Below are 12,936 nucleotides of genomic sequence, written 5' to 3'. Positions count from 1 at the left end.
GATTATGATGAAAATCGGAATTATTGGTGCAACGGGTAAAGCAGGAAGTGTAATTTTGAAAGAAGCAGTAGACAGAGGGCATGAAGTCACAGCGATCGTTCGTAATGCAGCGAAAGTGGAAGATAAGTCCCTTAACGTTTTGGAAAAAGAAGTTTTTGATCTTACTGCTGAGGATATCAAGGCATTTGACGTTATCGTTAACGCATTCGGCGCAGCTCCAGGACAAGAACATCGCCATGTTGAAGCAGGACAAGCGTTGATCAATATTTTGAAGGATGCGTCTAATACGCGCTTAATCGTTGTTGGTGGTGCAGGAAGTCTGTTCACAGACGAGTCCAAAACATTGCGTGTATTTGAATCCCCAGGTTTCCCTGATGCTTACAAAGCAACGGCTACGAACCAAGGTAAAAACCTTGAGGATCTGCAAGCATCCTCTGGTATTCAATGGACATTCCTGAGCCCAGCTGGATTCTTCAACCCAGAAGGCGTTCGTACAGGTAAGTATCAAGCAGGCAATGATGTTATCATGGTTAACAGTGAAGGCAATAGCTATATTAGCTATGCAGACTATGCCATTGCATTGGTAGATGAGATTGAGAATCCGCAACACAAAAACGAACGCTTTACTGTAGTTGGCGAAGCGAAGTAATACGTTATTCCATAGATTAAACATAGAAACGGACGCTGATCTCTATAGATCGACGTCCGTTTCTTTATAATATGTAGTTGAATTTAAGGCATAGGGAAGCATCAACTCGCCCCAAACGTTATAACAAATCCTTTTGTAGGATGTACAGAACCATGGTAAAATTACCCCATAAATCGACAGTGTTCGAGTTTACTGAGGAGTTGTTTATGAGATCCGAATCCACTACATTTTTCTTGAAAGTAATGACTATTTTTATAACTATATCACTTTGCACTGCTTCTGTTTTCGTCATTTACTTTCAGGATTTGAACCAATCCAAAGATACGATCAGTATGGAAATATTACGAGACCAATCAGGAAACATGACCTTGTCCGATGTTAAAGTTAGTGAGCAATTCGAAGCTTTACCGAGCAACTACTCTAAGGTTGGCTACTCCCCGGTTCAATTATGGTTCAAAATAAAAATAAACCGGTATAATGGTGATGAAGTTAATTACCTCACGATAAACAACCCTCTTTTTGAAGATGTAACGATATACCTCCCGACGAGTAACGATTACATACCAAAGCATTTCGGATACGCATATAAGGGCAATTCCGATGAGATCAACTATGTTTATCCTGCAATCAAAATTCCATCTAATTTTGATCATAACCAGTACATATACATGACAAGCAAATCTCTGTACGGACAAAACTTTGTTGTAGGGATCTTAAGTGAGGATCTCTTTCGAAAGAATAGTATGATCAATGTTTGGGCAGCAGGCATCTTGGTCGGCATTGCCGTAGCCTTGTTTTTTTATAACTTATTCATGGGCGTAGCGATAAGAAACAAAACATTTATTAAATCCTGCTTTTATGTATTCACAACTTTGTTGTGGAATGCAGTAATGACAGGGCTTGTGAACATTACCGGCTTTAAATACGCCTATTGGCTTGCGGAACATTCAACGGGCATCGGTATATTCATGTCGCTTGCCATTGCGATTTTTATGAGAGCCATTTTTCAGACTAAAACCGAGTTCCCTAAGATCGATCTTTGTTTGAAGCTACTCATTGGTTTCTACCCGATCACGTTATTGCTGTTTCTTTTCGTCAACAAAGAGTTGGGAGCATTTGGTGCAGGTGCATCTACTTTGATGTACGTATTGTATTTTATCATTATGCTTAAAGGAATAAGGAGCAAAACCATTCGTTCGCCACATCTCATTACTGCATGGCTCTTATGTTTGGTGTCAGTACTCATATTTTATATGATGGTTCTTGGTGCGTTGCCTCAAAGTTACCTTATGAATTATTACTTATTCTTTCTTTCTTGTGTGTCGGCGATTGCTTTTGCCCTTTCTGTCGCAGAGATCATTAATGCTCTTAATGAAGAGAAGCACTACAATCATGTTTTATATATAAATTCGGAGATTCAATCCAAACAGTTTGAGCTTGCTTTTATACGCGCACAGATGGATCCACATTTTATTCACAACACCTTGAACGTGATCGAAGGCGTTATTGCTGAGAATCAAGAAAAAGCGGGAAACTTGGTCAACGATTTATCCCATTATTTAAGAAATATATTCGATTACAGTAATTCGGAAAGATATATTTCTATTGATGAGGAGCTGGATGCAGTCAAGTTTTATGTTCGAATTGAGCAAGCCAGATTCCCGAATAAAGTTATGGTCAACTATGAGATTGATCCAAATATTCAATTAAAAGTACCACGTATGGTGATCCAACCTTTGGTGGAAAATGCGATTAAACATGGTATACGTAAACGGAAAATCGCAGGTACAGTCACGATTAGGGTCAATGAGCTTGAACAGGGCTACTTCATAGCGGTAGAAGATGACGGTGTTGGCATGGAAGAGGCGGACAAAGACAAACTGCTTGAATATTCGGCGGGTAAGGGCATAGGGCTTGCCAGTATAAACGCACGGCTCAAGGCCGAGTATGGAACACAACTTCAAATTGTCAGCGAAAAGGGTAAGGGAACTGTAGTTCGTTTTAATATACCCATTAAGGAGCAGCCATGAAGGTTATTATTATAGACGACGAATATTATGCGCTGCGAAACTTGAAAAGCAAGTTGGAGAAAATTGATGGTATCGAAGTTGTTGCAATGTATGAAGATCCTGCAATAGCTTTGGATGAGATGAGCATTACACAGCCCGACCTTGCCTTTCTGGATATCGAAATGCCGGAGATCAATGGCATAAACCTGCTCGGGATGATGTTTAAAGAAAGACCAGATATGGATTTTGTCTTTACATCGGCCTATCATGCTTATGTGACCGAAACACTGGAAACAAAAGCGTTGGATTTTCTCGTTAAGCCGGTGAAGTTCGAACAACTGTATGTCACACTGGAAAAAATAAAAAAGATTAGAACCAAAAGCGGCATTGTACACAAAATTGAGGTCAAGTGCTTCGGCGATTTTGTTGTAGCCATTGATGGAAAAAGGATCGATGACAATTGGAGAACCAAAAAAACGGAAGAACTTTTCGCCTATTTGTTATGCATGAACGGTAATTCCGTATCTAGAGACCGAATCATCAATGATATATGGCCGGAGCTATCGATGGAAAAGGGTTATGCAAACTTATATACGACGCAATATTACTTGAAGAAGCGACTCGACACGTTTGGAATCCAACATGTGCTTAAGAGCAGACTGGGGAATATTAGTCTGAGCCTCGAAGACATGAAATTGGATTTGGTTGAGTTTGATCTGTTCAGTGAACGTTATCATGAAGATAAGAGTAAAATGGAAATGCTTGAGCAAATGGTGGAGCTATATAGAGGCTTGTTACTTGAAAATAAGCCGTATTCATGGACGTTAAACATACAGCAGCCTTACGAGGTGAAGTTCGACAACGCATTGGATATTCTGATCCAGTTTTATAGGGAACGCGGCGATGAGAAAACAGCGGAGTACTATGAAATGAAAAAAATGTTCTGAACAAGGAATCGCCCGCAAGCTGAGAACAGGTGCGGGCGATTGTTGTGAAGTGTGTTTACTATCAACAAGTTATTCAATAGCTATTTTGCCCACCGATGTAACCCCCTACTACTCCAATAATCGACTCAACATGGATTGCAGAAGTAGCCCATGAGCAGCGACGTAGTGGAGGGGACGGAATCGATTCTGAAGAAGCGAAGCGTTCGCTTAAAGCATTCTGCAAGAAAGCTACGTCGGAAGCATAAGCTGTCCTCGGATTTCCCCCTTAAGAGGGGAATCCAAGAAATCCGAGGACAACCAGCGATCGAAAGAACGATCCGTCCCGGGACGTCCACCCGCTGCTCCAGATATACCCTACTACTCCAAAGATCGACTCAACATGGATTGCAGAAGTAGCCCATGAGGAGCGACGTAGTGGAGGGGACGGAATCGATTCTGAAGAAGCGGAGCGTTCGCTTAAAGCTTTCTGCAAGAAAGCTACGTCGGAAGCATAAGCTGTCCGCGGATTTCCCCCTTAAGAGGGGAATCCAAGAAATCCGAGGACAACCAGCGATCGGAAGAACAATCCGTCCCCGAAACGTCCACCCGCTGCTCTAACTTCTGCTCCCGTGGCTTAGTCGATAAACCCTTCCATGATTATGGTTGGCACACCATTAGCCTGCCAAGCGCCTTTGCCGTAGCCACTGTTATACCCCGGTGTGGCTTGAGGCTCCCAGTAGAATACACCTTTACCTTTGCCATTCGGCAAATTGCGAATTTGATTTTTCATCGAAGCCACAAAACTTTTTCCGATTGCCGGTTGGTTGTTATCCATACCGATTTCGGAGATCATGATCTCCTTACCATAACGAGTAATCAGATTTTTGGCATTGTTTATCGTATTGGTTACCGCAGTATTCCATCCGGATGGAGAAGGATACAGGGACATAGCAATCATGTCAAAATTAGCACCGTTACTGATCAGACCTCCAATATTCCATATATACAGATTATTGTCGTCCCCATTGGCAAGATGAACCACTGTTTTGGTGTCGTTACTAATGGACTTTACAGCGTTATGACCTGTATTCACAAGCCATGCATAGTTTTTCATATTGTTGGAGGCTTTGCCATCCTCCCATAACATCCCGTTATTCGTTTCATTGCCGATCTGTACCCAGTCAGGAGTCACACCCTTGCTTTGCATCGTAGTCATTACATCGCGTGTATGATTCCAGACAGCGTCCATCAGCTGTTGGAAGGTATAGTTTTTCCACGCAGCCGGTTTGGTCTGTTTGCCCGGGTCTGCCCAAGAATCACTATAGTGTAGCGTCAACATCACGCTCATACCTGCATTTTTGGCACGTTGAGCCAGAGCAGCAGCACGATCCTTATTCATGTAACCGTTACCATAATCATTCGAAGGATTAACGAATACACGGATGCGAACCGAATTGATCTGATAATCTTTTTTCAAAATATCAATGATGTCTCGCTGAACACCGTTTTTATCTTTCCATTTGTAACCTTGGGCTTCCATCCCGGGAACCCAGCTAATATCCGCGCCTTTGGCAAAACTAGGTGCCGCGCTAACTTGCTGACCAGCAGGCAGCATAATAGAGGTGAATAACAGCACAAAAGCCAAAGCGATGGATGTTTTGAAACCCCTTACAAATTTAAACATTACAAAATCCCTCCTTGTATTGGGTATCTAAGATACGTCCTAATTATAGTGGGGTTGGATTGTTAAACTATAGGGTTTATTTCCAATATTTTGGTTGTTTTCTCAACTTCTCTACGAAAAAAAGGCAAACAAAAAGCCGTCCGAAGACGGCTTTTCTACCCGTGGCGCTTTTTGAAACATTGATCCGTATCCCGCGCCTCCAACTAGGCTCTTTTATTTTGAGCTAGTGGATCGGGTAAGGGACACGTTCAACATGTGATTAGAAATGTTGACGCACCTCCTTTCCTTGTGGCAAGAGTATACAACACTTTGTTTCGGAAAGCTAGTCTTTTTATCATCTTTTTTTAGGAAATATTCCAAATATCTGCTATGGTTCACGAAGTGTCTAATGACACCATTGGCAATCCAGCGATGATCCATTCAACAGAGTATTATTTCTCCGTTTGGAACATCGTAATATCGCGCGCATAATGACTCTTTGTACCATTATCATTGCGAATACGTACACTCTCTTCACTAATGCGTTCGACGATTCCCCGACCAACTTCACAGTATACGCCTGCTGGATCCTCTTGCCATGCTGTTACGACACATTGGGAGAGGGCTGCAGTGAAAAATTCTATATTTTTTTGTAACGTTCTTGGTTTGTTCGATTTCATTATATACTCCTTTAAGATATGCTTATTTGTAAGAGGACAATTGCCGACCTATTTCACACTGTACATCACTTTACTCTGTCTGCTGATCTTTGTAAAGGGATGGAAAAAGTTCGGTTAATCAGGTATCATTTACATAAATTTTACACTGCATTTACATTGCGCTGACGCTTATATCCAATCACGGATAGTACAATTAGTGAAGAACATCTAACCAAGGATTGATATGCAACATATTCGGAGGGGCATTCATGCATAGAGATATCAAAACAGGCAACTATGTTAACCGTGATTTAAGTTGGGTCGAATTCAATCGACGTGTACTTCAAGAGGCTCAGGATCAGACAACTCCTTTATTGGAGCGTTTAAGATTTCTCGGTATTGTCGCCAGCAATTTGGACGAGTTCATGAGTGTAAGGGTAGCGGAGACCAAAGAAAAGATCAAGGCTGGATATACGCAAAAAGATTTCTCAGGGTATACCCCTTCTGGTTTATATCGAAGATTGATTAAAAGAACAGGGGCTATGGTTACCGAGCAGTATAAAACCTATCGGGAGCTCATTCGTCTCCTTGCCAAAAAAGGCGTCGTTTTACAAGAATATATTGATCTGAATGCGACGCAGCAGCGTGCGATGGATCAGTATTATCACGAGATCATTTTTCCTGTATTAACCCCAATGGCAATTGACCAGAGTCGTCCGTTTCCATTGGTACACAATAAATCCGTATATCTGTCTGTGATGCTGCAGAAGGAAGGGGAGCAAGAGGACGAGCCGTTCTTGGCGATTGTTCAGGTGCCTTCTAATCTGCCACGGGTTGTGCCTATTCCGCTTCGAGCCAATAGTAAAAAGAAAACGTTCATTCTGATTGAAGATCTAATCAAGCATCATATTCATACGCTCTTCAGCGGATATGTACCGCTTGCTGTACAAGAGTTCCGGGTGACTCGTAATGCGGATTTATCCATTAATGAAGAAGAGGCTGAAGATTTACTTGAAGCGATTGAGAAAGAACTGCGTCGTAGACGCCGGGGAGCACCGGTGCGACTGGAGGTCTGCAAGGATTTTAGACAAGATGCTCTCGACGAGTTGCAGGAAGAGTTCGAGATCCAAGATCCGATTTACGAGATTGATGGACCACTAGACCTAAGTTTCCTGGCAGGATTTGTGGATAGTTTGGAAGGATTCACCCATCTGAAATATAGCCCTGTTAAACCGGTGTATCCGCCAGAGTTTCTTCCGCGTGAAAGCCATTTTGAATTATTGCGCAGACGGGATGTGCTTGTTCATCATCCTTATGAATCGTTTGAGCCTGTTACCGATTTTATATTGGAGGCTTCAGAAGATCCAAAAGTAATGGCGATCAAAATGACATTATATCGGGTTAACGGTGATTCGCGCTTAATACCAGCGCTAGCTTTAGCGGCAGAGAGTGGGAAGCAGGTTACGGTCGTGGTAGAGTTGAAGGCTCGCTTCGATGAAGAGCGTAACATTGCTTGGGCTCGTAAGCTGGAGAAAGCCGGATGCCATGTGGTCTATGGACTGGTTGGTTTGAAGACCCATGCCAAAATTATTCTTGTGGTGCGAAGGGAACAACATGGCGTGCGGCGTTATGTTCACGTTGGAACAGGTAACTATAACGAGAGTACCGCCAAAGTATATACAGATGTAGGGTTGTTCACATCTAATCCGGTTATCGGTGAGGATGCGTCAGGACTATTTAATGAAATTACCGGATATTCTGGACCTAAGGCCTTACAAGCATTTAGAGTGGCGCCGGACGGCATGAAGGATGAGCTCTTTGCGCTGATTCGCCGAGAAACAGAACATGCTCAGCAAGGGCGTAAGGCTCGCATCATTGCCAAAATCAACTCGCTTTCTCACCAGGATATGATTGATGAGTTGTATATCGCATCTCAAGCGGGTGTGCAGATTGACCTCATTGTGCGCGGCGTATGTTGTTTGCGTCCTGGGGTAGAGGGATTGAGTGAGAATATTCGCGTGATCAGTATTGTAGACCGTTTCCTGGAGCACTCAAGGTTGTTCTATTTTGAGAACGGCGGCAACCCGGATGTATTTCTCTCCAGTGCAGATTGGATGACACGGAATCTGCAACGTAGAATTGAATTGATGTGTCCGGTGTTTGATCCGGAATTGAAGCGAATGCTGGTCGACATTCTGAACTTATCTCTTAATGATAACGTTAAGGCAAGAGAGCTGATGCCTGGCGGCAACTACGTATTTGTAAAAAACGAAAAACCCCCGCTGAGAAGTCAGACGGAGGCAATGGGTATTATTCCTTGGAAGCCTGCTGAATGGAGTATACTGACGTAACTCCCCAAGCCTCTTCCAGATCTTTGAGGGCGTCTTCTAGACCGCTGAGTTCCATTAACGGCTCTGCTGCACAGATGAAATGCATCTGCAGCGAGCCGTTTTTTGTCGTGGCCGTAACAGCAGAGATACTCTCTGAGCGATTAATGGCTTCCGATACACGTAAAATCGAGCCAAGTCGATGGGCATGACGCTCATCTGAATCATTGAGAATGTCCTTATGCTTATTCAGCAATTGGGGCGTTCTTTTTTTGGGATGGTAATCAGCTGCAATTGCAGTCAGCACCGTCTCTCGGTGAGAAAGTCCGTAAATCCCTGCATTCATAATCCAGTAGGAGGAGTGCTGGGTATACCGGAAATAATTGATCTGCTTACCTGCGCCATGCAGCATGGCGGCCGTATATAGAATCCGTGCATCCGCTGGTTCAGGAGCGTCCCCCTTTAAGGCACGGTATAGAACAACCGCATCTTGGTGCACGCGTTTCAGATGCTTCTCAGGAACCGGGGGGCCAAAATGGATGAAATTACGAACGCTGATTTCCAGTGCATTGGTTGCCTCTGGACATAGCGGTGACATCAAATCTCGAAGGATTCCATCACGCAAGCCTGCTCCACTAACCACATAATGATCCCCTTGGATCATATCGAAGACCGTGCGTAGAATAAGAATACCTGGAACGATGATATCTGCTCGATCCTTGGCTAGACCCGGTACCTTTTTGCGCTGTGCTGAAGTGAGATGAGGCAGGGATTTGCACATGTTATCGATAGAAGTAGCGCTAATTTCGTAGTGATGGGTTACAGGCAGCGAATATTGCGTTCGCTTTTGCTCAATTTTGGCCAAGGTACGCATGGTGCCACCAAGACCGATTAAGGGAAGTCCAGGATGCTGTCTTACCCAATCATGTTCGTTTAGTGCCTCAGCAACTTGATTACATAGTGCCTCAATATGATCGTTTGACCAAGTATCCTCGCCACCGTAGCGTGCATAGGAGTTTACAGCACCGATGGGAAGGGAGATGCTATGTAGTCGTTTTCTGTCTCGAAATACCGTGATCTCTGTACTGCCGCCGCCAATATCCACGACATAACCATCTGCCAGATCAATAGACTGAATAACCCCAAGGAAACCGTAATAAGCCTCTTGATCCCCGGATACACATTCAACTTCGAGTCCTGTTTCCTGTTCGAGCCAACCTATAATCTCTTGAGCATTCGTAGCATTACGAATAGCTGCGGTAGCCGCGGCGCGGATACGATTGGTTTGGAATGCTTCACATTTTGCCTTGAATTGCTTCAAGACAGTAATAGCCTTGTCCAATGAAGGACGATGAATCTGTCCGTTTGCTTCAACTGCATTGCTCAGGCGAGCAGCATATTTATCTTCATGGATATTCCGGTATGCTCCATCTTGATCTAGTTCGTAGATGACGAGGCGGATCGAGTTCGAGCCAATATCGATAATGCCAAGCGTTTCGTTTTCTTTCATATGCATCTCCTTCTATTAGAGGTGTTCTACCCGAAATGAAGCAGGGCAGCCAAAGCTTCCGGTGAGCCTGGAGGCGTGGCGGAGAAGGGCGTAGTTAGCATGACAACAATGATGAAGACGATAAAACAAGCAAATAGAATACAGCTTAGGGCAAAGCCGCGGTTACGTTTCTTCATAAACAGTCGAATGCCTGTTACAAACAGCAGTATAGTTACAGCTACCAGAACGATGGACATTGCAACATAGGCTACGCCATATAGTGATTTGAAAAATGACTCCATTTTCTTCTGAACGCTCCTTAGACCCTCATATTTAAGCCTTGCTAAACCATTCTTTAGTAGCATACGACAGATTGAAGCGTTTGAAAAGCAACCCGGGCGTCTGTGCGTTTCCTTGAACAAGCCTTTAGACTTTTTCACTATAAAAGGGGCCTTAGCCTTGGACAGACATCCAAGAAAAGAGATCTCCTGTTGAGTATGTATAAAGAAGAACCATGGCACAGGAAAGGAGATCAGCAGATGTCGAGACAACTTGCTAGCAAGTGGCTAAAGACAGCAGCCCTATTGAAATACCCAGTAGCAGCCGTTCATATTCCACAGACGATGGCGTTCAATGCAAGAAATCTACAACTTATGCTTGGCCGTTATGGCATGGTATATATTAAACCGATTGTGGGTGGAGGAGGTTACGGTGTAATCAGAGTATCCACAAGCGGTGGAAGTTATCGTTATACCCATATGAAAGTAACAAGATCATTTACCAATTACGGTCAGATGTATCGTTCTCTAATGCGAGTAAAAGCCAAACGCAGATACTTGATCCAACAAGGAATCCACTTAGCTACGATTCAAGGTAGACCTGTAGATTACAGGGTGAAAGTAGTTAAGACCGAACGAGGTTGGGTTTTTCGAGCAGTAGTGGGACGTTTGGCTCGTCCGGGGCTGTGCGTTACCAACTTAAGCAAGGGAGGAACCATGCTGTCTGGCAGAAGAGCGCTACAGCTTTCACTTCCTCATATCTCAAGCAGACATAAACGTCGTGAAATGCGCGCACTAACCCTCACCTGTACACGCATCATGGAAGTTCAATTTCCAGGGGTAGGACAGCTTGGGTTTGATTATGGTCTAGATCACAGTGGAAAGATATGGATTCTTGAAGTAAATACCAGACCCCAATGAATTGTGAAAAACACTAAATAAATCCAAATGTGAATCCGATAATATTTAATAGATAAAACCGCGAAAAAAACGTTTGAAATGACATCACTTCGGGTAAATTACACGCAACTACTCTTGAAACTATGAATTGTTGCCAAAAAAATTCGATGTTAAACGTTCTGGTAGAAACGGATGAATCCTGTGCATAAATACTGTCCACATTATCCACGTTGTTTAATCAACATTTTTACCATTTATCAACAAAGTATGCACAGGATTTCCACAAAACCTTGTGGATAACAGAACGCTTGTTCTCTATATGAATCTCTGATATGATAGTTTTGAGGAAAATAAAGGAAAGGTTGTGGCGGGAAATGGCTATGTTATCCGATGAGATGTTGTTGGATTCCTACCATAAGGCGATTGAACTTGATCTCGAGAGAGATTTCATCGCGCTGCTTTTGGCAGAAATTCATAAGCGCAAACTGGGTACTGACGTATCTGCCATTCTTCACTAGAGATCCTCATTGCAGGCAATGTTTACAGGTTTCCGGACATGTCCCACATTGCGACAGGCTGTAAAGTGCCTGTCTGACAGTGGTGACAGTACATGAGATGAATGCAACGGCTTCCTTCTTCATCTGAAGTGCTGGAAGTAATTGAAGTCGCATAAGGACTATATGGTCCGGTGTAGTCGTTTAATTTGCCGCATTCTGATAGTCCCTGAAGGCAGTGGGGACAAGCCTGCTCCGGTACAACCAGACCGTTACACAGCGGGCATATATAAGACAAGGGTATCCCTCCTGAATATGTAGTGTTCAGGAGTAAGATACCCTTTTTTGTGGCTTTTATGTTATTCAAAAAGTCTGCTGTATTTTTGAACGTGATTTATTTGGTCTGTCGGAACGGAATTAGCGTTTCATGTTACTGCTATGTCCTGGGGACAATTTAGCATCTGGATCGAAGTATACCTTGGCGTTGTTGACTGCGGTTGGTGCTTCGCCAAATCCTACGGCAATCAGTTTAAGCTTACCAGGGTACGTTGTGATGTCGCCGGCTGCGAAGATACCTGGGATTGATGTTTCCATCCGTGAGTCAACAACGATGGAGTTGCTATCAATCTCAATACCCCATTCTGCGATTGGACCGAGGGAGGACACAAATCCGAAATTAACGATAACATTGTCTACTTCGATTTCTTGAGTTTCCTTCGTTTTGACATGAGCAAGCGTAACCTTAGTGATCGTTTCATCCCCATGAAGCTCAGTGATCTCGGTAGGTGTAACCACATTAACCTTAGAGTTCATGAGGTTCTCTACACTGTGCTCGTGTGCACGGAATTTATCACGACGATGGATCAGAGTTACTTGCTCTGCAATAGGCTCGAGCATAAGTGCCCAGTCTACAGCGGAATCTCCACCACCACTGATGAGTACTTTTTTGCCAGCAAAGGCGTTCAGATCGCTGATGAAGTAGTGCAGGTTCGTTTTTTCGAACTTCGCAGCACCTTCAAGCTCTAGACGACGTGGTTCAAATGCACCTACACCTGCTGTAATGATAACAGCTTTGGCATGATATTCATTCTCATCGGTCTTTACGATGAAATGCTGTTCTTCTTTTTTCTCCACGGATACCACTTTTTCTTCAAGGCGGATATTCGGGTTGAAGTGACTCATTTGCTCAATCAGGTTGTTTACAAGTTCTTGCGCAGTGACTTTTGGGAATCCAGCCACATCATAGATGTACTTTTCCGGATACAAAGCTGCAAGTTGTCCACCCAGCTGGGGCATACTTTCAACCAGAGTAACGGAAGCTTGACGCATTCCACCATAAAATGCGGCGAATAGTCCTGCAGGGCCGCCACCAATAATAAGTAAATCAGTCATTTCATGACCGTTAGTTTGTGCAGTCAACAATCAACAACACCTTTCGTATTTTAATAGGTAGTTAGCAGGAAGAAATATGCACGATACATATTGTAACCAGCGTAGGTACCAAACTGTCTTTCCTATTATAAACGGTGTATTCTGGGTTGC

At 43.5% G+C, this 12,936-nt stretch carries 12 protein-coding genes; 6 read left to right on the top strand and 6 right to left on the bottom strand.

The features are described from left to right. Positions 1-7 precede the first annotated feature (7 nt). From V6W81_RS23800 to V6W81_RS23790, 3 genes are all read left to right on the top strand, one after another. Positions 8-649 (top strand): NAD(P)-dependent oxidoreductase, encoded by a 642-nt coding sequence (locus tag V6W81_RS23800; RefSeq protein ID WP_338544060.1) that lies wholly within the window; start codon positions 8-10, stop codon positions 647-649. Between the two features lie 152 nt (positions 650-801). After that, positions 802-2,679 carry a histidine kinase gene (locus tag V6W81_RS23795; protein WP_338540583.1) on the top strand — a complete coding sequence of 626 codons (1,878 nt, stop codon included), beginning with the start codon at positions 802-804 and terminating at the stop codon, positions 2,677-2,679. Continuing rightward, complete coding sequence (locus V6W81_RS23790) at positions 2,676-3,605, top strand: response regulator (RefSeq protein ID WP_338540582.1); 930 nt, start codon at positions 2,676-2,678, stop codon at positions 3,603-3,605. Before V6W81_RS23795 ends, V6W81_RS23790 begins: the two co-directional genes overlap by 4 nt. A 613-nt stretch (positions 3,606-4,218) precedes the next feature. On the opposite strand, the gene V6W81_RS23785 is transcribed toward V6W81_RS23790, so the two are convergent. Then, entirely contained in the window at positions 4,219-5,199 is a 981-nt protein-coding gene (locus V6W81_RS23785; protein WP_338544059.1) for a glycoside hydrolase family 53 protein, read from the bottom strand. Positions 5,200-5,699: 500 nt separating this feature from the next. Further along, the gene (locus V6W81_RS23780) at positions 5,700-5,927 is read right to left on the bottom strand and encodes a hypothetical protein (RefSeq protein WP_145049648.1); all 228 of its coding nucleotides are present in this window, start codon (positions 5,925-5,927) and stop codon (positions 5,700-5,702) included. A gap of 248 nt (positions 5,928-6,175) precedes the next feature. Here V6W81_RS23780 and ppk1 point away from each other — a divergent pair, with 248 nt between their 5' ends. Further along, positions 6,176-8,257: a polyphosphate kinase 1 gene (gene ppk1 / locus V6W81_RS23775; protein WP_338540581.1), complete on the top strand. Its 2,082-nt coding sequence runs from the start codon at positions 6,176-6,178 to the stop codon at positions 8,255-8,257. Here the strand turns inward: ppk1 and V6W81_RS23770 are convergent. After that, positions 8,217-9,743: a Ppx/GppA phosphatase family protein gene (locus V6W81_RS23770; protein WP_338540580.1), complete on the bottom strand. Its 1,527-nt coding sequence runs from the start codon at positions 9,741-9,743 to the stop codon at positions 8,217-8,219. The genes ppk1 and V6W81_RS23770 overlap by 41 nt on opposite strands. A gap of 26 nt (positions 9,744-9,769) precedes the next feature. Then, positions 9,770-10,024 carry a hypothetical protein gene (locus V6W81_RS23765; RefSeq protein ID WP_056702393.1) on the bottom strand — a complete coding sequence of 85 codons (255 nt, stop codon included), beginning with the start codon at positions 10,022-10,024 and terminating at the stop codon, positions 9,770-9,772. 237 nt (positions 10,025-10,261) lie between these two features. On the opposite strand from V6W81_RS23765, the gene V6W81_RS23760 reads away from it, so the two are divergent. Both V6W81_RS23760 and V6W81_RS23755 read left to right on the top strand, forming a co-directional pair. Further along, entirely contained in the window at positions 10,262-10,921 is a 660-nt protein-coding gene (locus V6W81_RS23760) for a YheC/YheD family protein (protein ID WP_307217816.1), read from the top strand. Positions 10,922-11,274: 353 nt separating this feature from the next. After that, positions 11,275-11,418 carry a sporulation histidine kinase inhibitor Sda gene (locus V6W81_RS23755; RefSeq protein ID WP_024632651.1) on the top strand — a complete coding sequence of 48 codons (144 nt, stop codon included), beginning with the start codon at positions 11,275-11,277 and terminating at the stop codon, positions 11,416-11,418. A gap of 22 nt (positions 11,419-11,440) precedes the next feature. Here V6W81_RS23755 and V6W81_RS23750 read toward each other — a convergent pair whose 3' ends face one another. Together V6W81_RS23750 and V6W81_RS23745 are read right to left on the bottom strand one after the other, a co-directional pair. Then, positions 11,441-11,692, bottom strand: coding sequence for a hypothetical protein (locus V6W81_RS23750; protein WP_338540579.1), 252 nt, complete (start codon positions 11,690-11,692; stop codon positions 11,441-11,443). Positions 11,693-11,811: 119 nt separating this feature from the next. Further along, a complete protein-coding gene (locus V6W81_RS23745; protein ID WP_338540578.1) occupies positions 11,812-12,813 on the bottom strand; it encodes an NAD(P)/FAD-dependent oxidoreductase in 1,002 nt (333 codons plus the stop codon). Positions 12,814-12,936: the final 123 nt, after the last annotated feature.

The organism is Paenibacillus tundrae (genome assembly GCF_036884255.1).
In the GTDB taxonomy this organism is placed as follows: domain Bacteria; phylum Bacillota; class Bacilli; order Paenibacillales; family Paenibacillaceae; genus Paenibacillus.
The sequence above is the reverse complement of the archived record's forward strand: the minus strand, read 5'-3'. Positions and strand labels throughout refer to the sequence as shown.